This is a genomic window from Vagococcus teuberi (assembly GCF_001870205.1).
Lineage (GTDB): Bacteria > Bacillota > Bacilli > Lactobacillales > Vagococcaceae > Vagococcus > Vagococcus teuberi.
Window position 1 is genome coordinate 1,006,285 of record NZ_CP017267.1, and the last position, 26,234, is coordinate 1,032,518.

The following is a 26,234-nucleotide window of genomic DNA, read 5'->3' on the forward strand; positions in this document are numbered from 1 at the left end:
ACTTATGAAAATAAGTTCGATGAGTTTTTTTAATAGTTTTCTGCTCCTTTTTTAAGGAACATTAAAGATACAGCAGCTAAAATACCCAGTGCTAGGAAATAAATGAAAGCTGATAAATACGAATCTGAACTATCAACTAAGGCACCAATGATAATTTGAGCGGTCGCGCCACCTAAAATACCACCAGTTGAAATGGTCGAGTAGCTTGGTGCGAAATTTTTTCCAGTAAATACTTTTAACGGAATGGTCATCAATGTAACAAAGGCAACAGTCATACTTAATGTTGCTAAACCTAATATAAGGATGAACAAAGCTAAAGAGTGAACATAATAAGATAAAAAGACAAGAGATGAACCGATGATAGCCATCATTTTAATCACAAGCGTATCTTTATCAGCGAAAAACTTGCTGACAACAAAACTACCACCAATTGCTCCAACCAAAGCAAAGACACCAACGCATGAGCTGACAAAACCTGATTGTGTTAATGTAATCCCACGTTGACTGGTTAAAAAACTAGGTAACCAGTTGTTAATACCATAAAGTAAACTATTAACAAAAAAAGCAGCAGCAAATAAAGTCCAGATGTTACGGTTTTTCCAGATTTTTAGTAAGGAGATTTTTTCAGCATCTTCTTTCATCATTGCTTTTGTTTGTTTTTGTGGAGCTGGAATTCCTTTTGCAATAATGAATGATGCCACAATGGCTAAAATAGTTAGTAACATATAAGCGAATTTCCAGTTGTATTTATCAATGATTGGTGAGAGTAAAACAGGACCAATTACTCCAGCAATACCAGAAGAGGAAATTAAAATTCCTTTAGCGAATGTACGTCGTTCTATCGGGAAATGATCGATGATTTCTTTACTTGATGCTGATGGGTAACCAGAGTGAGCTAACATCCCGGTTAATAGACGAATAGCTAACAACATCGTGACCGTTTGGCCAAAACTAAAAACTAAATCAAATACACCAATCATAAAAATTGACCAAATAAGCACTTTCTTTGCACCAAATTTATTAATGGCAAAACTCATTGGGACTTGCATGATAGCATATCCAATAAAAAAAGCACTCAGAATAAGTCCTTTTTGGCTTTCTGTCATAGGGATGTCTTTACTAATTGAAATAATTGAAATACCAACAGACAATTTATCTATATAGACTATTACATAGCCTAAAAATAATGTTGAGAGTAAAAGAGATAAATTTACTTGATTTTTTGTGTTATTCATAAGCATGTCCTTTCTTACTAACGATATTAGTATTTATTAAATATACAGGTTTTTTAAAACATTGTAAATTAAATTTAAAAACTTCATATAATTTTCGGAAAAAATGTGACTTTGCAAGATGTCTTGTTTTATTATAGAATAAGTGATGTTGCAAAAGAATAGGGGAATACCTGTTCTTTACATCGGAGAAAAGATAGCCTATTATTGATAAAGACAAGCACACAACTTGTTTACGTTATGATGCTAGAAAAGGAGTTTACCTATGTCAAAAGAAATAAATAGACAATATGATGATTCATCCATTCAAGTATTAGAAGGTCTAGAGGCGGTAAGAAAACGTCCAGGGATGTATATTGGTTCAACAGACTCTAAAGGATTACATCATTTGGTTTTTGAAATTTTTGATAATGCAGTTGATGAGGCGTTGTCAGGATATGGGACGGAAATTGATGTCACCATACATAAAGATAATAGTATCAGTGTGAAAGACTATGGTCGCGGTATGCCAACTGGTATCCATGCTTCAGGAAAACCTACTATAGAAGTTATTTTTACTGTATTACATGCGGGAGGAAAGTTCGGTCAAGGTGGTTATAAAACATCAGGTGGTCTTCATGGTGTTGGGGCAAGTGTCGTAAATGCCTTATCAAGTTCACTTACGGTAGAAACAATAAAAGATGGCCAAATGGCGACCCTAGCTTTTAAAGATGGTGGACACACAGATGGCAAATTTAAAAAGAGTAAAACATCAAATAAACAAAATGGCTCAACCATCACATTTAAACCAGATGCGTCAATTTTTTCGACGACAGTGTTTTCATATGATGTGTTATCAGAGCGTTTAAGAGAGTCAGCTTTTTTACTTAAAGGCATTAAAATCACGTTAACAGATGAACGTGAAGGCCAAGAAAAAGAAGACGTCTTCTTATACGAAGATGGAATTAAAGAATTTATTGCTTACTTAAATGAAAGCAAAGATGATTTGTCACCAATTGTTTATTTTGCTGGCGAAAAAGAAGGCATAGAAGTTGAATTTGCTTTCCAATATAATGATGGCTATTCTGAAAACATTTTATCTTTTGTAAACAACGTGCGAACAAGAGATGGCGGAACGCACGAAGTAGGGATGAAGACAGCTTTAACCAAATCCTTTAATGAGTACGCTAGGAAAACAGGTTTATTAAAAGAAAAAGATAAAAACCTTGAAGGTAGTGACTTTAGAGAAGGATTATCAGCGATTATTAGTGTGCGTATACCAGAAAATTTACTTCAATTTGAAGGACAAACAAAAGGTAAATTAGGGACACCTGCTGCTAGAACGATTGTTGAAACAGTTATTAGTGACCAATTAGGATTTTACTTACTCGAAAACAATGATTTATCACAAATGCTTGTCAAAAAAGCTCTAAAAGCTCGTGAAGCTAGAGAAGCCGCACGAAAAGCTCGTGAAGATAGTCGTAATGGGAAAAAGCGTCGCAAGGGTGAATCATTACTATCTGGTAAATTAACGCCAGCACAGTCACGTAATCCAAAGAAAAATGAATTGTACTTAGTCGAAGGGGACTCTGCCGGAGGATCTGCTAAACAAGGCCGTGACAGAAAATTCCAAGCGATTTTACCACTTCGAGGGAAAGTCATTAACACTGAAAAAGCAAAACTACAAGACATATTAAAAAATGAAGAAATCAATACCATGATTTATACAATCGGTGCTGGTGTTGGTCCTGATTTTCAACTAGATGATGTCAATTACGATAAAGTCATCATCATGACAGATGCGGATACAGATGGGGCACATATTCAAGTGCTTCTACTGACATTTTTCTATCGCTACATGAAGCCACTTGTCGAAGCAGGAAAAGTTTATATCGCCTTGCCACCACTTTATCGAGTGAGTAAAGGTCGCGGTAAGACTGAACAGCTTGAATACGCATGGACAGATGATGAAATGGCTGATATCACAAAACGTATGGGGAAGGGCTATTTAATCCAACGTTACAAAGGTCTTGGTGAAATGAATGCAGACCAGTTATGGGAAACAACAATGAATCCTGACACAAGAACCTTGATTCGTGTGACCATTGACGATTCTGCTCGTGCCGAAAGACGTGTGACAACCTTGATGGGAGATAAAGTAGAGCCACGTCGTAAATGGATTGAAGAACATGTTCAATTTACGTTAGAAGAAGATGGTAGTATTTTAGAAAACCATGACATCATTGAGGAACAGACAACTCATGACGTAGAAGACATTGAAGAAATAAATTTGTTTGATTAGTTAGTACCAATAAAAGGAGAGAACAAGAATGAATCAAGAGCATGGGATTCAAAATCTTAGTCTGGAAGATGTAATGGGGGACCGATTTGGTCGATACTCAAAATACATCATCCAAGATAGAGCCTTACCTGATATAAGAGATGGATTAAAACCTGTTCAACGTCGTATTCTATTTTCGATGAATAAAGACGGTAATACTTATGAAAAGAGTTTTAGAAAATCGGCAAAATCTGTCGGAAATATTATGGGGAATTATCATCCTCATGGGGATAGCAGTATTTACGAAGCAATGGTGCGTATGAGTCAAGATTGGAAGTTACGTGAGCCGTTAATCGAAATGCATGGGAACAACGGGAGTATGGACGGTGATCCACCTGCTGCGATGCGTTATACTGAAGCGCGTTTATCAAAACTTAGTGGCGAATTATTAAAAGATATTGAAAAAGAAACCGTGGATTTTGTTTGGAACTTTGATGATACAGAAAAAGAACCAACCGTTTTACCTGCAGGATTTCCTAACCTATTAGTTAATGGATCAACAGGGATTTCAGCTGGGTATGCAACCGAAATTCCAACACACAATTTAGGTGAAGTCATTGATGGCACGATTTATTTAATCGATCACCCAAATGCTAGTGTGGAAAAATTAATGGAATTTATTCCTGGACCAGATTTTCCGACAGGTGCGATTCTTCAAGGGAAAAAAGAATTGAGAAAAGCCTACGAAACTGGAAAAGGTCGCGTGATTATTCGTTCTAAAACAGAAATCGAACCACTAAAAGGTGGACGAGAGCAAATCGTGATTACTGAAATTCCTTATGAAGTCAATAAAGCCAACTTAGTGAAAAAAATGGACGAGCTACGTTTAACAAAACGTGTAGAAGGTATATCAGAGGTCAGAGATGAAACAGATAGAACAGGATTGCGTATTGTTGTTGAGTTACGTAAAGAAGTGGATGCAGAAGGTATTCTAAACTATCTACTGAAAAATACGGAACTTCAAGTGAATTATAACTTCAATATGGTGGCGATTAACCAACTAAGACCACAACAAGTGGGATTAAAAGATATTTTAGAAGGCTACATCACTCACCGTAAACAAGTGATTATTGACCGCAGTCAGTTTGATTTAAATAAAGCGAAAAAACGAGAGCATATTGTATTAGGTTTAATGAAAGCTTTGTCTATTTTAGATGATGTGATTCGTATTATTCGTCAAAGTAAAGACAAAAAGAATGCCAAAGACAATTTGATTTCAGCACATGATTTTAGTGAAGAACAAGCAGAAGCTATCGTGTCATTACAATTATACCGCTTAACTAATACAGATATCACTGCTCTTGAGCAAGAAGCAGCTGAGTTGGATGAGCAAATCAAAGCACTTAAGTTAATCATTAATAACCCAAGCGAGTTATTAAAAGTCATGAAAAAAGAGCTTCGAGAAGTGAAGAAAACCTATGATACTGACAGACGAACTTTATTAGAAGATAAAATTGAAGAAATCAACATTGAAACAGCTGTCATCGTGCCACAAGAAGATGTGATGGTCAGTGTGACACGAGAAGGTTACGTGAAACGTAGTAGTTTACGTTCATATGGGGCTTCTAAAGAAGACGACATCGAAATGAAAGACACCGATGAATTGATTTATTCTGGTCAATTAAATACCCATCATCACGTGTTGTTTGTTACAACAAAGGGGAATATAATTTATCGACCTGTGCATGAATTAACAGATAAGAGATGGAAGGATGTTGGTGAACATTTTTCACAAACACTGAGTACACTCTTACCAAATGAGCAGATTTTAAAAGTATTTCCATATGAAACCCTAGACGATACAAAAGAATTTGTCTTTGTCACAAAAGAGGGAATGATTAAACGCACATTGATGAATGAATTTGCTAGCTGGCGAACATATAAGAGTCGTCCGTTGATGTGTATGAAGCTTAAAACAGAGACAGACGAGTTGATTAGTGCTAACTTAATTGATTCTACAAAAGCGTATGACGTCACATTAATTAGTCATTTAGGCTTTGGTTTACGTTATGATTTAAGCGAGGTACCAACAGTTGGCGCAAAAGCATCAGGTGTGAAAGCTATTAACTTAAAAGAGGGAGACTATTTAGTTTCCACTCATATTTTCTTAAGTGATGCGAAAGAGCATTTCGTGACACTTGTGACACAACGAGGTTCGGTTAAGAAAATGAATATTCTTGAGATTAATAAATTAGGTCGTGCCAAACGTGGCTTGATGGTTTTAAGAGAATTGAAAAATAATCCGCATCGTGTCTATGCAAGCCTTTCAACAAATAATCAAAATGAGTTATTAATGGTGGAAACTGAAAATGGTGCAAGTTATACATTAGATGTAAAAAACATACCTGTCAATGATCGGACGTCTAATGGATCGTTTGCGACAAATGAAAAAACAGATGGCGAAATCACAAAGATAAGTATTTCACAAAAAGAGAACTTAGATTAGTTAAAAAGAAGAAATCGTTTAACGGTTTCTTCTTTTTCTGTTATATGACACAATATAAAATGTAACCGTTGTTATAATACAGATGAGTCAGTAAAGTAGAACAGTTGTGGCACTTTGGCTTTCTTAATAAAACCTTAAGAAACTGTATAAACACGCGATTAAAAGCATATTGTGTTTTTTTTAACAAAAATTGTATTTTTTTTCACTATAACACTTGCGTGAATCTGTTTTTGTGTTATACTGAACATGTAAAGAAATTAAAAATAAAACTTTGAAACAACTAACTTAAGGAGGTTCTCATATTATGGGATACTGGGACGGATTTAAAGGTAGTAAATGGCGCACAACTGTGGATGTTAGAGATTTTATTCAAGCAAACTACACAGAATACAAAGGTGACGACAGTTTCTTAGAGCCAGCTGCTGATAGCACAGAAAAATTATGGACAAAACTACAAGAATTATTTGAAGTGCAACACGAACAAAATGGTGTTTATGACATGGATAACAACATCCCTGCTACAGTAACATCACATGAACCTGGTTACTTAATTAAAGAAGAAGAAAAAATCGTTGGATTACAAACTGATGTTCCATTAAAACAAGCATTCATGCCATTTGGTGGTATTAACATGGCAAACAATGCTTTAGTATCAAATGGATACGAAGTTGACGACGAAATGACTAACATCTTCACTAACTGGAGAAAAACACATAACCAAGGTGTATTCGATGCTTACACTCCAGAAATGAGAGCCGCTCGTAAAAATAAGATTATTACAGGTCTTCCAGATGCTTATGGTCGTGGACGTATTATCGGTGACTACCGTCGTTTAGCATTATACGGAATTGACTTCTTAATTGCTGAAAAGAAAAAAGACTTATCTAACGTAGGGAACAAAGTGATGACAGATGATGTGATCCGTTTACGTGAAGAAGTGTCTGATCAAATTAAAGCATTAGTTGACATTAAAGAAATGGCGACTTACTACGGATTTGATATTTCTAAACCTGCTAAAAATGCTCAAGAAGCGATCCAATGGGTGTACTTCGGTTACTTAGCAGCCATTAAATCTCAAAATGGTGCCGCTATGTCAATCGGTCGTATATCTGCATTTTTAGATATCTATATCCAACGTGATTTAGAAAATGGCGTAATCAACGAAGCGGAAGCACAAGAATTAATTGACCACTTAATTATGAAATTACGTATGGTTAAATTCGCTCGTACGCCTGAATATAACCAATTATTCTCTGGATACCCAATTTGGGCAACCTTATCAATTGCTGGTATGGGAATTGACGGACGTTCATTAGTAACTAAAAATGATTTCCGTATCTTACATACATTAACAAACATGGGCCCATCTCCAGAACCAAACTTAACCGTATTGTATTCTTCTCATTTACCAGAAGGATTCAGAACTTATGCAGCTAAAATTGCGAAAGAAAGTTCTTCAATCCAATTTGAAAATGACGATTTATTACGTGCTAACTGGGGATCAGATGACTGTGCGATTGCTTGTTGTGTGTCTGCCACTGTTATGGGTAAAGACATGCAATTCTTCGGAGCTCGTGCTAACTTAGCTAAAGCAGTGTTATATGCAATTAACGGTGGGGTTGACGAAGTGACAAAAGCACAAGTTGCACCTCGTTTCCGTCCAATGACTGGTGATACATTAAACTATGATGACTTCATCACTCGTTACAAAGATATATTAGATTGGTTAGCAGAATTATATGTAAATACATTAAACGTTATCCATTACATGCATGATAAATATGCTTATGAAGCGCCACAATTAGCATTCATGGATACTGACTTAAAACGCACATTCGCAACTGGTATTGCGGGAATCTCTCATGCGGCTGATAGTATCATGGCCATCAAACATGGTAACGTACAAGTAATCCGTGACGAAGATGGATTAGCAGTTGATTATGTACCACAAAATGAGTTCCCAACTTACGGAAATGACAATGAAGAAGCAGATGCAATGGCAAACTGGATTTTAGACTACTTCATGACTCAAATTAAACGTCAACATACTTATAGAAACTCAACACCTACAACATCATTATTAACGATTACTTCTAATGTTGTTTATGGTAAAGCAACTGGTAACACACCAGACGGACGTCGTGCAGGTAAACCATTAGCACCAGGTGCTAACCCAAGTTACCAAGACGGTAAATTCTTAGGTGAGAAAAATGGTCTTTTAGCATCATTAAACTCAACTGCAAGACTTGCTTATACATCAGCTTTAGATGGTATCTCAAATACTCAAACAATTAACCCTAATGGTTTGGGTAAAGATGATGATACTCGTATTAACAACTTACGTAACGTAATGGATGGTTACTTCGATAGAGGAGGATATCACTTGAACGTGAACGTCTTTACAACAGATTTATTATTAGACGCTCAAGCTCATCCAGAAAAATATCCCAACTTAACTATCCGTGTATCTGGATACGCAGTTAAATTCCGTGATTTGACTCCAGAACAACAAGCAGACGTTATTTCTCGTACTGCTCATGATAGAATGTAATTAAACAATTCGTAAAATAAGAGGATGGCTGTTTTGGCGGTCATCCTTTTTTAAAAGCAAAGTTAGGAAGTGACGATAATGACAAAATCAGTAACAGGAAGAATTCACTCAACAGAAAATTTAGGGACAGTTGACGGTCCGGGTGTACGTTTTATAGTCTTTATGCAAGGGTGTAAAATGCGTTGCCAGTTTTGTCATAATCCTGATACATGGAAAATCGGTGGAGGACGTGAAGTGACAACTGATGAAATATTAGAAGAAGCTCTACGTTATAAATCTTACTGGGGCGAAGATGGCGGCATTACAATTAGTGGTGGTGAGCCGTTACTTCAACTTGATTTCATCATTGATTTGTTTAAAAAAGCGAAAAAACATGGAATTCATACAACGGTAGATACTTGTGGTAAACCATTTACGTTTGACGAACCCTTTTTTAGTAAATTTAATGAAATGTTGAAATACACTGATCTGTTTTTATTTGATATCAAACATATCGATCCACAAGGTCACAAAGAACTAACGATGCATACTAATGATAATATTCTTGAAATGGCGAAGTATTTATCTGATATTGGTCAACCTGTATGGATTCGACATGTTTTAGTACCGCAAAGAACAGATTATGATGAATTTTTGATTCGTCTAGACGATTTCATAAAAGAATTAAAAAATGTCGACAAAGTTGAAGTGTTGCCATATCACACAATGGGTCTTTTCAAATGGCAAGACTTAGGGATTGATTACCCATTAAAAGGCATTGACCCACCAACTCAAGAGCGAGTAAAAAATGCCCAAGAATTACTTCATACGGCAGACTATAATAAGTACAAAGAAAAACGTGCAGTGAAATAGATTGGCTCTATATCAAATCGTGTTGATGGACAATAATGTAGATAAAAAAGTCTCAATAATGAAATAGAATTAAATGAAGTGAGGGAAGAAATTCTCTCGCTTTTTTATTTAACCTGAAAACTTGATCTGGAATCAAAAAGAGACGTCGTTTGAATAGTAGAAAGTTTCAATAGCTATAGGCCGCATATAATCACTTTAATTTTATTGTTAATGCCTTCCTTCTAATAACCGTATTTTCAGATACACTGTGGTATTCTGTAATTGGGTTACGTGATTGTTTCTCTTTTAAGTCAAAAGCAATTTGGTATTTAAGTTGTTTAGAAACGTGACAATAGTCATCTGCTAGAGAAGTAGAAGCACTGAAAGTTGATCAACAGCTTCTATAAAGGGTGTTTTTTATGTGAAGTGTCAGATAAGTTGTGCGATGTTCAACTTCAGACAATTGACTAATGGTTTGATACATTCCGTTTTTAACGGATTGGTAAAATACACATTCCTTGTATTGTTTATCTTTATTCACTAATCTTCCTATCATCATGTTAACCGAGCAGTTGTTTCTCGCTTCGCGAGACAACTAATCCTCATTAAAAATAAGAGAATCATCTGTTAAATTGATTAGTTTTCTTGTATTATTATCCATAGGCGGATTATCTTTTGTGATGTCAGTTATAGTCGACTCAATTTTATCAATAAGAATGCCCTTTTTCTATTCTCAAAACAAAAAATCACATTGATAGCATTTAAGCTATCAACACGATTTAGTCTACATCCAATAGATTTAAACCTGAGAAAGCTATATATATCAGATTTTTTTATTTTATTAGAACGAGTTCAATAAAGGGGCTGACTAGAAATCATCCTTAAGTAGGATTTTAATTTCATAAAACATCCTTTATAATGAAATTATGTTAAATAAAGAAAAGGAGAATTTAAAAATGAAAAAAATAATTTTATTAAGTGGGGCAGTATTATCACTAGGTTTTTTTGCAGGATGTTCATCACAAAATACAGATTCGGGTAAGACGATTAAGTCATCAAGCTCACAAGTTTCAGATTCAAGTAACGCAGTGAGTTCAACAATGAGTGAATCAAGTACAAGTGAAACAGTTTATAATGTGAGTTTATCAGAAGCGATAGAAACATATAAGGAAACTTATCCAAATGCTGATATCATATCAATTAGTTTAAATACTAGTTTTGGGCAAACAGTTTATGATATTGAAGGAATAGATGACAATAAAGAATATACAATAAAAATCAACACTGATACAAAAGAAGTGAAAAAAGAACGTGAAGAAAACTTAGACCGTGATGAGAGAAATGGAGTGAAACGAAAAGAGAACAGACTAGATTTAACTAACTTAAAAGATATGAAAGAAATATTTGACATTGCATTAAACGAAGCAGGTTCGGGTAAAATTGATGATTGGAAAATCAAAGAAGACATGGGTGTAACTTATTGGGAAGTGTCTATTAAAGATGGTATGACAAAAGAAACTGAGTATAAAATCAATGCTCAAACTGGTGAAATCATCGAAACAGACGTAGATTAATAAAAAGGTAGATTAGTTTTTGGCTAATCTATCTTTTTTTACTACATTGTTTGATTACAATATTTCTTGGGACGTTTGTTTCTATTTCGCATACTTTTGCATACTGATGATTATTGACAAATTTTTTGTGTTTTATAAAATTAACAACTGATTCACAAACAAAGCCAGATCATACCCCTATTGAAATGGGAGATAGGTCGGAGTCGACTAGTAAGCTGAAAAATAGTAGGGAAATTCTTGCGATTAGTAATAATAGGCTAGTTTTTTTATGGAGTTTCTCTCCTTTGGTTATTCGTCATCATCTTCAAGTAAAAAGATGTCTTCAATTGCTATATTAAAAAATTTCCCGATTTTTAAAGAAATGATGGTCTATCGCGAAATATCTAAAGCGTTAGCGATATCTTGTTTTGTCAAGCATACTTTACATTTTTGAATGATAAATTTTTGAATGCTCTTTTTTAAAATTATGATATAATGTTAAATGTATGACATTAACTGGAGGGATATATCACTATGACAAAGGTATTAATTTTTGGTCATCAAAATCCGGATACAGATGCGATTGCTTCAGCGATTTCATTTGCTTATCTACAAAATAAACTAGGTGTAAACGCCGAGGCAGTAGCTCTTGGAGAACCTAATGAAGAAACTGCTTATGCGTTAAATCACTTTAAAGTTGACGCGCCAAGAGTTGTTGAAAATTGTGCGAATGAAACAACGCAAGTCATGTTAGTCGACCACAATGAAGCACAACAAAGTGTGAGCGATATTAAAGAGCTAGAAGTACTAGCAGTGGTAGATCATCACCGTATTGCAAACTTTGAAACAGCAAATCCATTGTACTATCGTGCAGAACCTGTAGGGTGTACAAATACAATTATCTTGAAAATCTTTAAAGAACATGGCATTGACATTCCAAAAGAGATTGCCGGAATGATGTTATCAGCTATTGTATCTGATTCATTACTATTCAAATCACCAACATGTACTGATGAAGATGTTAAAGCAGCAAAAGAATTAGCTGAAATTGCTGGGGTTGATGTAGAAAGTTATGGCTTAGAAATGCTTAAAGCAGGAACAAACCTTTCGACTAAAACAGCAGTAGAATTAATCAATGCAGATGCTAAAACATTCCCAATGGCTGATAAGTCAGTTCGTATTGGTCAAGTAAACACAGTTGATGTGAATGACGTATTAGCTCGTCAATCAGAATTAGAAGAAGCGATGGCAAAAGAAAATGCTGATAACGGATTTGACTTATTTGTATTAGTGATTACAAATATTTTAGACAGTGATTCAGTGATTCTTGTAGTAGGAGAGCCTAAAGAAAAAATAGAAGCAGCATTTAATGTGACGCTTGAAAATAATACAGCAGAATTAGCTGGTGTTGTGTCACGTAAAAAACAAGTGGTACCACCATTAACAAACGCATTTAATGCATAAAACAACAAAGAGGAAAATCTCTGAGGAAACTTGGAGATTTTTCGATTAAGGGGGCTAGTACATGTATAAGATGTTAACATTAGAAACAGAACCGGCCTTTAGACAATTAATGCAAGATGAAATGTATATAAGAGTTGCAAATTTCTTTATATCACAAAAATCTGACGTCACGCTAAGAGAGATAAAACGTAATCTTCCTGATCAGAAGAATATCGAGAGAAAAATGGAATCATGGATTGATATGGGGGTTGTCTCTCGTTGCAATGGTCGTTATCAACTAAATGGCGAAATCTTATCAAAGGATGAACAAAATCATATACAAAATATTTGTGACGAATCTTTCAATCATTATTTATCAGATTTGAGAAAAAGTATTTTCAGTCTAAATGTATCTATGAAAGACCAATCCTTTTACCTTACTCATGCTTTATTTAATCTGTTAAGCAAACAAATGGCAAAATTATCTTATATAGAAGACGTCGAAAGTTTAAACGACATAACTCATTTGCCATTCTATCTTCAAAAATTGTCCGGAATTAAAACGACATTTATGTCATACGAAAGTTTGAATGGGTTAGGCGAGTGTAAGAGTTTGTCTTCTTATTTTTTTGAACAACGTTATCATTTAAATACAGAGTCATCAAATTTTATAGAATTAAATAATAAAATAGGTGATGTTAACAAAGTTTATTTTATGACGTATATTGATCGGAAATTACGGCGTATTGATAAAGGGCGGCATGTATCGTCTACTTCACCGGATATCTTTTTAGAGGCGTTAGAGATTTTAAATTATCTAATGATTGAAAATGATAGCTATAGACTAAGTCTAACTGTTATTGAAAAGGATATTGAACAGATGATGTTAGAGGTATTGAAACCAGTTATCGATAGAATGAGACAACATTTAGCCAAAGAGTTTGGGGTTTATGAACTATTAGTTTGTCTGGATAACCTAAAGCGATATGAGTTGATGATTGGGTCGGACTCATTAACTGGATATTATCGTGTGAAAGCATAAAAGTTGGACAAGGCTGTTTCTCTTTATATAATAATGATGAGAAAAGAGGGATAGAGATGTTCAAACAAGTAAAGGAATTGAATGAATTAAATGACTTAGTATCAAGTCAGGGATTGGTTTTGGTTTATTTTAGTCAACCCAATTGTAGTGTGTGTCATGGGTTAAAACCTCAAGTAGAAGCTAAATTAAAAGAATTTAGTGATGACATCGCATTTCTCGATGTGAATACTGAAGATATTCCAGAAGTGTCTGGAGAGTATCAAGTGATGACAGTTCCTGTAATTTTACTATTTTTAGATGGTAGAGAATATATGCGGAAAGCTCGGTTTGTTCCAATTGCAGAGTTGTATGCAGATGTTAAGAAAATTGTCACAGGGGTTAACAGTATGGCATGACCTTAAAAGGAGAGAATAAATGAAATTATTAAAACGAATTGTATCTATTTTAATTTTATTAGTTATTATTGGTGGGGTAGGCTACTACTTTTATACCGAACAAATTAAGGGAGGATCACCTGATATTGTTGCTAAAGATACAGGTAGCATTGATCTATCGAAAATAGAACAAACGGTTGAATCGAATACTGGTGAAGGGAAGTATCAAGTGTCATTTGATTCATGGGATGCTTTAGACGAGAAGGCTAAGGACGGTGTTTACAGTGTAGACGAGTATCCAAATACGTCGCTATATCTCGTGTCAGCAACTAAACAAGCAGATGGAAAAATCTTGGCCGTATTTGATGACGCACCTATTAAAGATAAATAAGTTAATTGGCAATGTTACATTTAAACATTGTCTTTTTTTATGAATTTATAACTATACCATTGTTCCTAAATTGGATTCGATAGTGTGGTTCAGATAAAAACAAATCTGTTTACATTGTTGAATAAATGAAATAAGCAAGTATTCATCCGGCTATGAAATGAATACTTGCTTTAATAATTGGATTTGTCCAATGCTATTACTCCTTAATAAGTTGATTTAGTTTATTTTTAGCTTCTTCAATTGTTATGCCAGTAGCAAATATTTCGTCGTTTGTTGCATCGGATACAATGAAGATGTTATCGTCTGTATTTAATGTGACACGATATGAAATAGCATGTTGTTTATAAACCATAGTGTTTCCTCCTTTTCATAAAAATTGTGTGGATTAATTAAGTATCATACTCTAAAATTAACATATACCAATTTTGTAATCAACTGATTTAGTGTGAAGTTTATGAATAGTTTGTAAAAAATTTGTAAAATGTTGAATTAGGATGGAAATGTTTCTATTTTTAAAGTTTATTTTTAAAAAGTATTTACAAGATGTCGTTCGTTATCTATACTTTAAATTATTGATTTTTTAGGAGGGATTTTATGGAATGGATTAAACTAATCGGCATTTTGATTATTTTAGTCGGATTTATTTTTAAATTTGATACAATTGCTGTTGTTATTGTTGCGGCTTTATCGACAGCTTTGGTATCAGGTATGTCGTTTTATGAATTTTTCAGCATGTTGGGAGAGGCATTTGTTAACAATCGCTTGGTCACTATTTTTCTACTAACATTGCCTATGATTGGTTTGTCTGAACGCTTTGGATTGAGACAACAAGCAGTTATTTTAATCAAAAAAATCAAAGGCCTCACTCCTGGTAAATTCATTACATTGTATACGGCATTACGCGAATTGGCAGGATTGTTTGGTCTTAGATTATCTGGGCACCCACAATTTGTGCGTCCAATTGTCAATCCAATGGCACAAGCATCTGCCGAACATGCATACGGCGATATATCAAAAGAGGATGAGGATAAAATCAAAGCAAAAGCAGCAGCAAGTGAAAACTTTGGAAATTTTTTCGCCCAAAATACATTTATTGCCTCAGCTGGTGTATTGCTAATCTATGGAACATTAAAGGATTTAGGTTATGAGGTGACAGATGCAAGCATTGCGCGCATGGCACTTTTAGTTGCAGTGATTGCACTAGTATTATCCGCTATTTCAAACTGGTTATTTGATAAAAAATTAGCAAAAAAATATAATAAAATAAAAGGAGTAGACAAATAATGGCACAATATATTCCGGCAATTTTAGAATTCTTTTATATTTTGATCGGTCTACTTTCTATGATGACTGCTGTGCGTTGTTTCAGAGATGAAACCAATGACACGCGTATTGGAACGGGACTATTTTGGTTAATCCTTGGGGTTATTTTTGCGGCAGGAAAATTGATGCCTTATGTTGTATCAGGTGTATTATTAGCTCTTATTGGGGTTTTAACATTATTCAAACAAGTGAAAATTGGGAAATTAGCTGAGATTAGTGAAGAAGAAGGTCAAAAATCAGCCGAAAGAATTGGCAGTTGGGTCTTTTTCCCATCAGTTTTATTAGCCATTATAGCAGTTGTGATTTCTTATACGCCACTTGGTGGACAAGTTGGAATTGGGATTGCTTCTATTGTAGCGTTGATTGTGGCAATGATTATAACCAAAGCACCGCCAAAAGTTGCGCTTGATGACACAGATCGCATGTTTCAATCAGTTGGAACAACGGGTATTTTACCACAATTATTAGCAGCACTTGGTGTGGTGTTTAATGCAGCTGGTGTAGGTGACGTGATTTCGCAAGCTATTTCAGGTGTTGTCCCAGAAGGAAATCGTTTGGCTGGTGTTATAGCATATTGTTTAGGTATGATGATATTTACCATGGTAATGGGAAATGCGTTTGCGGCGTTTACTGTGATTACAGCAGGTATTGGTGTGCCATTTGTGATGATGCAAGGAGGAGACCCTGTTGTGGCCGGAACACTTGCGATGACAGCTGGTTTTTGTGGGACACTCTTAACACCAATGGCCGCAAATTTTAACGCGTTACCTGTTGCGTTGCTTGAGATGGACGATACAAATGGTGTCATAAAAGCACAGGCCCCAATGGCGATTGTGATGATTATGATTCACATCATTTTGATGTATGTGTTAGCTTTTTAATAAAGAGAGGAAGATATTAGATGAAAATATTAGTAACAGGTTTTGATCCATTTGGTGGAGAATCAACTAACCCAGCTTTAGAAGCTGTTAAAAAATTACCAGAAACTATTTTAGATGCAGTTATTATAAAACTTGAAATACCCACTGTTTTTAACAAATCAGCAGAAGTAGTGAAAGAAGCAATGATAAAACATCAACCAGATGTTGTCGTAAATATTGGACAAGCAGGTGGCCGTTTTTCGGTGACACCAGAACGTGTTGCAATCAATGTTGATGATGCACGCATTCCAGATAATGAAGGCAATCAACCAATTGATGAAGTCATTCAACCAACAGGTCAGGCAGCTTACTTTACCCAACTACCTGTGAAAGCCATGGTTCAAAGAATGAAAGATGCTGGATTTCCTGGTTCGGTATCCAATACAGCAGGTACATTTGTATGTAACCATATCATGTACCAAGTTCAGTACTTAATTGATACACAATTTCCTAATGTTAAAGCAGGGTTTATCCATGTTCCTTTTATTACGTCGCAAGTGGTTGATAAACCAAATCAACCAAGTATGAGTTTAGATGATATTGTGCAATCTTTAGAAAAAGCATTAGAAGCTATCGTGTTGTTTAACAATAAAGAAGATATTCGAACAATTGGTGGAGAAACACATTAATCGTAGAACTAGCAGAATGGGAAGAAAACGTGAAGGACATTTGCGTTCATCTTCCTATTTTTTATGATTTAAACTTAGAATAAGAAAGAAAATAAACGAAAATACGAAGAATAAATAGAAAGTTAAATATTTATTTAAAAGAAGCCAGTTGTGATTGAAATAATTAAAAGATTTTTGTAAAGTTATTTAGGTGCTTATTTAATAATTATGTCCATTTTAGTTTCATATATGTTCTAAAAAGAGTATACTATTAGAAGGAATGTAAGGTAGGTGTTAGTTTGATATTTAGTTTTGTTGGAATGATTATGACAATCTTAGGTGTTATTTATTTGATTTTTCCTTCGAAAAAGCGCGAAAATAAATACGGATACCGCACACAAAGAGCAAGATACACAGATGCCTCGTTTAAGTATGCTCAAAAAGTGGCTGCCAAAATGTTACTCTTAATAGGATTAGGCACTTGGGTGATAGGGCTTATTTTAAAGAGTAATGGAGTATCACAATTCTTTATGTTAGAAATATTTTTGATAGCAATACCTATTATTAGCGTATTCTATCAGATTGAACGTCGTCTTGAGATATTAAATGATGACTTCGACCGCAAGATTGGTAAAAATGAAATGGGGGATACACATGAAGTTATTAATGATTGAAGACAACGAGTCTGTCTCAGAAATGATGAAAATGTTCTTTTTGAATGAGGAGTGGGATGTCACCTTCAAGTATGATGGAAAAGAAGGATTAGATACATTTCTTGAGGATCCATCATCATGGGATATGATTACACTGGATTTAAATTTACCAACAATGGATGGGGTGACTGTCTGTCGTGAAATTAGAAAAGAATCTTCTAGTGTACCGATTATTATGTTAACGGCTAGGGATTCTGAAAGTGATCAAGTTATTGGTCTTGAGATGGGCGCTGATGATTATGTGACTAAACCGTTTAGTCCAATTACTTTAATCGCTCGAATTAAGGCGTTACATCGTCGTTCACAAATAAAAGAAGGTAGCGATAGTACTGCTAATGGTAGCAGTGAAGACTTCGATGTTAAAACAGAGCACTTTAAAATTAATGTTAATACCCGTGAAGCTTATTTTGACGATCAAATTGTTGGTGGCTTAACGCCTAAAGAGTTTGATTTATTATTAACTTTAGCTAAAAAACCAAGACAAGTGTTTTCACGTGAAAAATTATTGGAATTAGTTTGGGATTACCAATATTTTGGCGATGAACGTACAGTTGACGCACACATTAAAAAATTAAGACAAAAAATTGAAAAAGTTGGGCCACAAGCGATTCAAACAGTTTGGGGAGTTGGATATAAATTTGATGATTCAGGTATTAAAGTGTAGATAACGATGAAATATCTACTTCAGCAGATGCTGGCTTTTGTCGTCATAATTTTGACAGTATTAATCATTTTCGGTATTTCGTTTCGCTCGTATACAAAGCGAACTGTGACAGAGACCTCTTATGCTCAGCTAAAGGGGTACTCTGATACCGTTATTGATAATATCAAACAACAAAATTGGACGCTTCAGCAATCATTAGACACTTCTCAATCTGTTTTGAAAAAACAAAAAGTGGCATTTACTGTCTTGAATCCAGACTTAACAGTGAGTTATCCTATTGAGTTTGAGGGGCAAAGTGGCTCAAGTTATGTAACAAAGAGTGAATTGGAATCGTTAAGAAATGGTAATACGATCAAAAAAACAGTGAAAGACACAAAACTTTCTGTAGGTAGTCAACCAACCTCACTGTTTATCCAACCGATTTTCTCTTCACCTGACTTGCAGTTTATTGGATTGATTCTTGTATCCAGACCTGATAGCAGCATAGATGCCAGTTTAAAATCACTAACCAACGATTTATTTAAAGGATTTTTAATCGCAACCATTATCGCCATATGGTTAAGTTATTTTTTAGCGAAATTTCAAGTAAAACGAATCGATCGTATGAAACAAGCAACCAACCAATTAGCTAATGGAAATTATGATGTGCAAATCAAGGTAAAAGATAAAGGTGATGAGTTGGATGAATTAGCATCTGACTTTAATTTATTGGCCATTGCGCTAAGAGAATCACAGGAAGAAATCGAGCGTCAAGAAGAGCGAAGACGTAATTTTATGGCAGATGTTGCTCATGAAATGCGTACGCCATTGACAACGATAAATGGCTTATTAGAAGGTATAGCTTATGGTGCTATTCCGAAAGATCAAGAAGAAAAATGTATCACATTAATGCAAAATGAAACAAAACGATTGATTCGGTTAGTTAATGAAAATCTTGACTATGAAAAAATTCGAACCAATCAGATAAAGATGATTATCCAGAAATTTAATGCCACAGAAGTGCTTGAGTTGATTGTTGAACAGCTTAAAGGTAAGGCGACCGACAAAAATGATAAACTTATTTTAGAGACAGTTGAACCGATTGATGTATACGCTGATTATGACCGCTTCGTGCAGGTAGTGGTGAATATCACAACAAATGCGATCCAATTTACCGAAGATGGTGAAATTAAATTAGGTCTTGAACGTCTTGATGATGCGACTGTTGTCACGATTTCTGACAATGGTATTGGAATGGATAAAGAACAGCAAAAAAATATGTGGGATCGCTACTATAAAGCTGACCCATCACGCAAAAACACAAAATACGGTGAATCAGGACTAGGTCTATCGATTGTTGACCAATTAGTCAAGCTTCATAAAGGAACCATCCAAGTATTTAGTGAGCCTGGTGTAGGGACAACTTTTAAAGTAACATTTCCAGATCATGAGTTACCAAAATAAAAATAAAGCCAAGAAAGATGTTTGTTTAAGTCTTTTTTGGCTTTTGTTCGTTTTTACTATCTCTTTACTTGTTTTTTTGATACACTTTTAACTAGACAAGATATTATAAAAAGAACAGGTGAGTATGTGAAAGAGAACTTTACGTATCCAATGAATCCAGATTGGACGACAGATGAATTGATAAAAGTAATGGGAATTTGGCAAGCAGTTGAGAGGGCTTACGAATCAAAAATAGACGTGGATGAATTTTTTGATACCTATAAAGAATTTAAATCAGTGGTAAAAAGTATCGGAGAAGAACGTCAATTAGGGCGAGACTTTGAGGACGTTAGCGGGTATTCGTTATACCGGGTTGTAACTGTCGCAAAGAAAAAGCAAACAGGAATCATCAAAAGAAAGGACCTAGACAATGGAAAATAGAGAATTAATGCAGCAAGTTAAGGGATGGGTTGAAGAAGCTGGTGAATACATAAAAACTGAATTAAAACAAGTTGTTAAAGTGGAACAAAAATCAAATCGCAGCGACCTAGTTACTAATGTCGATAAAGGTACCGAAGCCTTTTTAGTAAATAAAATCAATGAAACTTATCCAGATGACTTGATTATTGGAGAAGAAGGAACAGGAAGAGATGTGTCGACAACTGATGGACGTATTTGGATTATCGATCCAATCGATGGCACGTTGAATTTCGTAAAACAACAAGAAAATTTTTGTATTATGGTTGGGATTTTTGAAAACGGTAAACCACTTCTTGGGTTTATTTATGATGTGATGAAAAATGAATTTGCTTATGGTGGACTAGAAATCGGCGTTTATCTAAATGGAACAAAATTAGATAAACCAGAAGATTTATCTTTGGCAGATGGCTTGATAGGATGTAATGTTGGTATGTATTCGGAGAACTACAAGCACAGTAAAGAGATTGCTTCAGCAGCTATTGGCGTTAGAATGTTAGGTTGTGCCGGATTAGACTTTTTAAGTGTCATTCGTGGCAAACAAAATGGCTATATATCAAACTTAGCTCCTTGGGATTTTGCAGCTGGTACAGTTTTAGCTGAGGCATTAGGATTTGTTTGTCGGAAATACCCAGATTCTGATTATGATATTTTAGGCGATCGCCAGTATTTTGTCGTTGCCACACCACAAACATTTAGTGATATGCAAAAATTTTTTTAAAAATAAGTGAAAAATGAAAAACTTTCACTTTTTTTCATGTAATTTTTTTGTTATACTGAATAGTCGGTTAATTTAAGCGAGGATTAATCGCTTATGTTTTTTAAACAGTAAGGAGAGTATATAATAGTGAAATTAAGAGAAGATATTCGTAATGTGGCCATTATCGCCCACGTTGACCATGGTAAAACAACTTTGGTAGACGAGTTGTTAAAACAATCTAATACATTGGAAGGCCATACACAGTTACAAGAACGTGCAATGGACTCTGGTGATATTGAAAAAGAACGTGGTATTACGATTTTAGCTAAAAATACAGCCATCAACTATGCTGGAAAACACATCAACATCTTAGATACACCAGGACATGCGGACTTTGGTGGAGAAGTTGAACGTATCATGAAAATGGTAGACGGTGTGGTACTTGTTGTTGATGCGTATGAAGGAACAATGCCTCAAACACGTTTTGTGTTGAAAAAAGCCTTAGAGCAAAAATTAACACCAATCGTGGTTGTAAATAAAATTGACAAACCAACTGCTCGTCCAGCTGAAGTAGTGGATGAAGTATTAGAGTTATTCATCGAGCTTGGGGCTGATGATGATCAATTGGAATTCCCAGTTGTTTATGCTGCAGCTGTAAACGGAACATCAAGTTTATCTGATGATCCAGCTGATCAAGAACACACAATGAATCACGTACTTGATTCAATTATTGAGCATATTCCAGCTCCAGTTGATAATAGTGATGAGCCATTACAATTCCAAGTATCATTACTTGATTACAACGATTATGTTGGACGTATTGGGATTGGTCGTGTATTCCGCGGAACAATCAAAGTTGGGGACCAAGTTGCCTTAATGAAATTAGATGGTTCTGTTAAAAAATTCCGTGTCACTAAATTATTAGGTTTCTTAGGCCTAACTCGTGTGGAAATCAATGAAGCTAAAGCGGGAGATTTAATTGCGGTTTCAGGTATGGAAGATATCTTCGTTGGAGAAACTGTTACACCCGTTGACAACCAAGATGCGTTACCAATCTTACACATTGATGAGCCAACATTACAAATGACTTTCTTAGTAAACAACTCTCCATTTGCAGGTCGCGAAGGTAAATACGTGACTGCTCGTAAAATCGAAGAACGTCTACAAAACCAATTACAAACAGATGTGTCTCTAAAAGTTGAAGAAACTGAATCGCCAGATAAATGGATCGTTTCTGGACGTGGAGAATTGCATTTATCTATCTTAATAGAAAACATGCGTCGTGAAGGATATGAGTTACAAGTATCTCGACCAAGCGTTATTTATCGTGACGTTGATGGCGTATTATGTGAGCCATTTGAACGTGTGCAAATTGATACACCTGAAGAATACATGGGTGGGGTTATCGAGTCATTAGGTCAACGTAAAGCAGAAATGCAAGACATGATCAACTCAGGTAATGGTCAAGTCCGCTTAATCTTCTTAGCTCCAGCTCGTGGATTAATTGGTTACTCAACTGAATTTATGTCATTAACTCGTGGATATGGTATCATGAACCACACGTTTGACTCATACTTACCAGTTATTTCTGGTTTAGTAAGTGGTCGTCGTAATGGTGCCTTAGTCTCTATCGACCAAGGTAAAGCAACAACTTACTCTATCATGAGTATTGAAGAACGTGGTACTGTCTTTGTTGAGCCAGGTACAGAAGTATACGAAGGAATGATCGTTGGTCAAAACTCTCGTGAAAATGACTTAGGTGTTAACATCACGAAAGCAAAACAAATGACTAACGTGCGTTCTGCAACAAAAGACCAAACATCAGTTATTAAAAAACCAAAAATCTTAACATTAGAAGAATCATTACAATTCTTAAATGACGATGAATACTGTGAAGTAACACCAGAAAGCATTCGTTTAAGAAAACAAATATTAAACAAAGCTGAACGTGAAAAAGCAGCAAAACGTAAAAAACAAGCAGACAATGCTTAATTAAATTTAAAGGACTGGCAAGTTTACTTGTCGGTCTTTTTTTATAAATAACACAAATCATACAGTTAATATTATTTAAAAAAATACGATTAGTGTTATAATAAGATTAATGACAAAAAGTGAGGCGAATATATGGATTATCAACAATTATCAAACCGTTTGGAAGCAGTAGCGAAGTTAGTACCACAGGGTAGTTTTTTAGCTGATATCGGCTCTGACCATGCTTATTTGCCTGCTCATTTAATATTAAATAATCAGATTACAGGAGCTATTGCCGGAGAAGTCGTCAAAGGTCCATATGAATCTGCTGAAAAATTAGTCAATGATTTATTACTGACAGATAAAATAGATGTTAGATTAGGAGATGGCTTGGAAGTCATCAAAGCTTATGATAACGTGAGTGCTATCACGATTTGTGGGATGGGTGGCACATTAATTCGAGATATTTTAGAACGAGGTAAAAACAAAAAATGTTTAACCCGCAAAGAATTATTAATCTTACAACCAAACGTTGGCTCTCATGTCCTAAGACATTGGTTAGTTGAAAATCATTACATCATTCAAGATGAAAAAATATTGAGTGAGAATGATAAAACATACGAAATTATGGTCGCTGAAGCATCTGATAGAAAAGTAGAGCTAACTGAATCAGAAGAATTATTTGGTCCATTTTTAATGAAAGAGTCATCAGATATCTTTAAGAAAAAATGGCAATTTGAACTAGAACAATATGAACGTGTGAAAAAACAACTATCTCAATCTAAAACAAATCAAGACGAGAAAATCGCCCAAATTAATCATCAATGTGATTTAATCAAGGAGGTACTGTCATGAAAATAACAGGAGCTGAATTTATTAAACAATTTGAATCAGTCGTACCATTAGATCTAGCTGAAGATAGCGATCCAGTTGGCTTGCATATTGGTACACTGAATAAACCGATTAACCGTGTGATGATGACATTAGACGTGAGACCAGATGTGGTGCAAGAAGCAATTGATAAAAAGATAGATTTAATCGTTGCCAAACATCCACCGATTTTTCGCCCAGTGAAGCATTTGTTGGTCGATGATTTTCAAACTAAAATGTATGCTGACTTATTAAAACATGATATCGCCGTCTACGCAGCACACACAAATATGGATATTGTTGACAATGGGTTGAATGATTTATTTTGTGAGATGTTAGATATTGACGCGACGGATTATTTACGTCAAACTCACGAATATTTTTACCGCAAGTTAGTAGTTTATGTTCCGACAACTCATGCAGAGTCACTACGAGAAGCATTTGGTGCTGCAGGCATTGGTGCTTATCATGATTATGATTACACAAGTTTTTCTTCTCATGGAACAGGTCGTTTCCGTCCACTTGAAAAGGCGCAACCAGCAATTGGTGAGAATAACGAGCTGACAAGTGTTGAAGAAGAAAAAATTGAAGTGATGTTTTTACCCCAAGAGTACCCAACAGTGCTGTCAATTATTAATGAGTATCACCCATATGAAGAGCCGATGTTTGATATTTTTCCACTAGAAAATATATCAAAAACATATGGAATCGGTCGTATTGGTATTCTACCACAACCAATGCCTTTGCTTGATTTTGTTGAAAAAGTTAAACAGACATTTGGTTTAAATGCCATTCGTTTAACGACTGATACAAAAGATAAACAAGTAAAAACAGTGGCCATTTGTGGTGGTAGTGGTGAGAAGTTTTATAAAGACGCCCTTAAAAAAGGGGCAGATGTTTATATTACCGGAGATGTGTATTACCATACAGCTCACGATATGATGGAAGAAGGGTTATCAGTGATTGACCCAGGACATTATATTGAGTCAGTATGTAAAAAATACTATGTTGATTTATTTAATCAATGGAAACAACAAAATGATTGGGATGTCACGTTCATCGAAAGTGACGTGAATACTAATCCATTTGAAATAATATAAGGGAGTGTCAATTATGTATACAAATTTAGTACCAAGATTTATCAAGTATGTTAAGACAGAAACAAGATCGGACGCAACAAGCAAGACAACACCATCAACAACAACTCAAATTGCCTTTGCCAAAGAGTTGAAAAAAGAATTAGAAGAGATTGGTATGTCAGATGTATTCCATAACGAAGAAAACGGGTTTGTGATTGCGACATTATCAAGCAATACAGACAAAGACGTGCGTAGCATTGGATTTATTGCACATATGGACACAGCTGATTTTAATGCAGTTGGTGTGAACCCACAATTTGTAGAAAATTATGATGGTCAAAGTGATATTCCTTTAGATAAAGAAGGCAAATTTAAGTTAACCGTTAAAGATTTCCCTAACTTAGCTAACTACAAAGGTCAAACATTGATTACAACGGATGGTTCAACTCTTTTAGGAGCAGATGATAAATCAGGTATTGCTGAAATTATGACTGCGATGGAATATTTAGTGAATCATCCAGAAATTAAACATGGTAAAATCATGGTAGCGTTTGGTCCAGACGAAGAAATCGGTGTTGGAGCGGATAAATTTAATGTCGAAGAATTCCCAGTAGACTTTGCTTATACGATGGATGGTGGACCAGTTGGTGAATTACAATTTGAAACATTTAGTGCTGCTCAAGCAGAAATTTCAATTGAAGGTAAAAACGTTCACCCAGGTACAGCGAAAAATACCATGATTAATGCCTTGCAAGTAGCCATTGACTTACATAATAAATTACCACAAGATGAAGTTCCTGAAAAAACAGATGGATATGAAGGATTCTTCCATTTATTACAATTAGATGGTGTGCCTGATGAAGCAACGATGACTTACATTATTCGCGATCATGACCGTGAAAAATTTGAAGCACGTAAATCACTACTTGAATCCATCGTAAAAGAATTTAACGACAACTTTGGTCAAGAACGTGTGTCATTAAACTTATTTGACCAATACTACAACATGCGTGAAGTTATCGAAAAAGATATGAGTATCATTGATTTAGTAGACGAAGCAATGCGTAATTTAGACATTGAACCAAATAAAGCACCCGTACGCGGTGGAACAGACGGTTCTAAAATTTCTTACATGGGATTACCTACACCAAATATTTTTGCTGGTGGGGAAAACATGCATGGACGTTTTGAATATGTGGCAGTTGAAAGCATGGAAAAAGCGACTAGCTTAATCGTAGAAATTGTTAAACTTAATGAAGAAAAATCGTAAATAGTTTGAAGACTCGGTGATAATCGAGTCTTTT

23 protein-coding genes are annotated in these 26,234 nt (G+C 35.1%); 21 read left to right on the forward strand and 2 right to left on the reverse strand.

Annotated features, from left to right (window positions below; genetic code table 11):
• Positions 1–29 precede the first annotated feature (29 nt).
• A complete protein-coding gene (locus tag BHY08_RS04825) occupies positions 30–1,235 on the reverse strand; it encodes an MFS transporter (RefSeq protein ID WP_084657178.1) in 1,206 nt (401 codons plus the stop codon).
• A gap of 262 nt (positions 1,236–1,497) precedes the next feature.
• Between BHY08_RS04825 and parE the strand changes: the two genes are divergently transcribed.
• The 9 genes from parE to BHY08_RS04870 all read left to right on the forward strand — a co-directional run bounded on the left by parE (position 1,498) and on the right by BHY08_RS04870 (position 14,183).
• Positions 1,498–3,513: a DNA topoisomerase IV subunit B gene (gene parE / locus BHY08_RS04830; protein ID WP_071456797.1), complete on the forward strand. Its 2,016-nt coding sequence runs from the start codon at positions 1,498–1,500 to the stop codon at positions 3,511–3,513.
• Positions 3,514–3,541: 28 nt separating this feature from the next.
• Positions 3,542–5,998 (forward strand): DNA topoisomerase IV subunit A, encoded by a 2,457-nt coding sequence (parC, locus tag BHY08_RS04835; protein WP_071456798.1) that lies wholly within the window; start codon positions 3,542–3,544, stop codon positions 5,996–5,998.
• A 304-nt stretch (positions 5,999–6,302) separates the two neighbouring features.
• On the forward strand, positions 6,303–8,549 hold the full coding sequence (pflB, locus tag BHY08_RS04840; protein ID WP_071456799.1) for a formate C-acetyltransferase: 2,247 nt from the start codon (positions 6,303–6,305) through the stop codon (positions 8,547–8,549).
• Between the two features lie 78 nt (positions 8,550–8,627).
• Positions 8,628–9,401 carry a pyruvate formate-lyase-activating protein gene (gene pflA / locus BHY08_RS04845; RefSeq protein ID WP_071456800.1) on the forward strand — a complete coding sequence of 258 codons (774 nt, stop codon included), beginning with the start codon at positions 8,628–8,630 and terminating at the stop codon, positions 9,399–9,401.
• Positions 9,402–10,336: 935 nt separating this feature from the next.
• Positions 10,337–10,954 (forward strand): PepSY domain-containing protein, encoded by a 618-nt coding sequence (locus BHY08_RS04850; protein WP_071456801.1) that lies wholly within the window; start codon positions 10,337–10,339, stop codon positions 10,952–10,954.
• 513 nt (positions 10,955–11,467) lie between these two features.
• Positions 11,468–12,397 (forward strand): manganese-dependent inorganic pyrophosphatase, encoded by a 930-nt coding sequence (locus tag BHY08_RS04855; protein WP_071456802.1) that lies wholly within the window; start codon positions 11,468–11,470, stop codon positions 12,395–12,397.
• A gap of 61 nt (positions 12,398–12,458) precedes the next feature.
• Entirely contained in the window at positions 12,459–13,418 is a 960-nt protein-coding gene (locus BHY08_RS04860; RefSeq protein ID WP_071456803.1) for a DUF1803 domain-containing protein, read from the forward strand.
• A 56-nt stretch (positions 13,419–13,474) separates the two neighbouring features.
• A complete protein-coding gene (locus tag BHY08_RS04865) occupies positions 13,475–13,813 on the forward strand; it encodes a thioredoxin family protein (RefSeq protein ID WP_071456804.1) in 339 nt (112 codons plus the stop codon).
• Between the two features lie 19 nt (positions 13,814–13,832).
• Positions 13,833–14,183 carry a hypothetical protein gene (locus BHY08_RS04870; RefSeq protein ID WP_071456805.1) on the forward strand — a complete coding sequence of 117 codons (351 nt, stop codon included), beginning with the start codon at positions 13,833–13,835 and terminating at the stop codon, positions 14,181–14,183.
• A 196-nt stretch (positions 14,184–14,379) separates the two neighbouring features.
• Here the strand turns inward: BHY08_RS04870 and BHY08_RS11115 are convergent, their stop codons facing one another.
• Positions 14,380–14,535, reverse strand: coding sequence for a hypothetical protein (locus BHY08_RS11115; RefSeq protein WP_169817664.1), 156 nt, complete (start codon positions 14,533–14,535; stop codon positions 14,380–14,382).
• 242 nt (positions 14,536–14,777) lie between these two features.
• Between BHY08_RS11115 and BHY08_RS04875 the strand changes: the two genes are divergently transcribed.
• The 12 genes from BHY08_RS04875 (at position 14,778) to pepT (ending at position 26,200) form a co-directional block, all read left to right on the forward strand.
• Positions 14,778–15,467 carry a DUF969 domain-containing protein gene (locus tag BHY08_RS04875; RefSeq protein WP_071456806.1) on the forward strand — a complete coding sequence of 230 codons (690 nt, stop codon included), beginning with the start codon at positions 14,778–14,780 and terminating at the stop codon, positions 15,465–15,467.
• Positions 15,467–16,387, forward strand: a complete 921-nt coding sequence (locus BHY08_RS04880) for a DUF979 domain-containing protein (RefSeq protein ID WP_071456807.1) — start codon at positions 15,467–15,469, stop codon at positions 16,385–16,387. The genes BHY08_RS04875 and BHY08_RS04880 overlap by 1 nt, the downstream gene beginning before the upstream one ends.
• 20 nt (positions 16,388–16,407) lie before the next feature.
• Positions 16,408–17,055 (forward strand): pyroglutamyl-peptidase I, encoded by a 648-nt coding sequence (gene pcp / locus BHY08_RS04885; RefSeq protein WP_071456808.1) that lies wholly within the window; start codon positions 16,408–16,410, stop codon positions 17,053–17,055.
• A gap of 305 nt (positions 17,056–17,360) precedes the next feature.
• Positions 17,361–17,708, forward strand: a complete 348-nt coding sequence (locus tag BHY08_RS04890; protein ID WP_169817665.1) for an SdpI family protein — start codon at positions 17,361–17,363, stop codon at positions 17,706–17,708.
• Entirely contained in the window at positions 17,689–18,411 is a 723-nt protein-coding gene (locus BHY08_RS04895; protein WP_071456810.1) for a response regulator transcription factor, read from the forward strand. The genes BHY08_RS04890 and BHY08_RS04895 overlap by 20 nt, the downstream gene beginning before the upstream one ends.
• A gap of 6 nt (positions 18,412–18,417) precedes the next feature.
• Positions 18,418–19,854: a sensor histidine kinase gene (locus tag BHY08_RS04900; protein WP_071456811.1), complete on the forward strand. Its 1,437-nt coding sequence runs from the start codon at positions 18,418–18,420 to the stop codon at positions 19,852–19,854.
• Between the two features lie 126 nt (positions 19,855–19,980).
• Positions 19,981–20,274 (forward strand): UPF0223 family protein, encoded by a 294-nt coding sequence (locus BHY08_RS04905; RefSeq protein WP_084657302.1) that lies wholly within the window; start codon positions 19,981–19,983, stop codon positions 20,272–20,274.
• Positions 20,264–21,031: an inositol monophosphatase family protein gene (locus tag BHY08_RS04910; RefSeq protein ID WP_071456812.1), complete on the forward strand. Its 768-nt coding sequence runs from the start codon at positions 20,264–20,266 to the stop codon at positions 21,029–21,031. The genes BHY08_RS04905 and BHY08_RS04910 overlap by 11 nt, the downstream gene beginning before the upstream one ends.
• A 126-nt stretch (positions 21,032–21,157) precedes the next feature.
• Positions 21,158–23,002, forward strand: a complete 1,845-nt coding sequence (gene typA, locus BHY08_RS04915) for a translational GTPase TypA (protein WP_071456813.1) — start codon at positions 21,158–21,160, stop codon at positions 23,000–23,002.
• A 132-nt stretch (positions 23,003–23,134) separates the two neighbouring features.
• Positions 23,135–23,836: a tRNA (adenine(22)-N(1))-methyltransferase gene (locus BHY08_RS04920; protein ID WP_071456814.1), complete on the forward strand. Its 702-nt coding sequence runs from the start codon at positions 23,135–23,137 to the stop codon at positions 23,834–23,836.
• Positions 23,833–24,951: a Nif3-like dinuclear metal center hexameric protein gene (locus BHY08_RS04925; RefSeq protein WP_071456815.1), complete on the forward strand. Its 1,119-nt coding sequence runs from the start codon at positions 23,833–23,835 to the stop codon at positions 24,949–24,951. Before BHY08_RS04920 ends, BHY08_RS04925 begins: the two co-directional genes overlap by 4 nt.
• Before the next feature lie 13 nt (positions 24,952–24,964).
• Positions 24,965–26,200: a peptidase T gene (pepT, locus tag BHY08_RS04930; protein ID WP_071456816.1), complete on the forward strand. Its 1,236-nt coding sequence runs from the start codon at positions 24,965–24,967 to the stop codon at positions 26,198–26,200.
• Positions 26,201–26,234 lie beyond the last annotated feature (34 nt).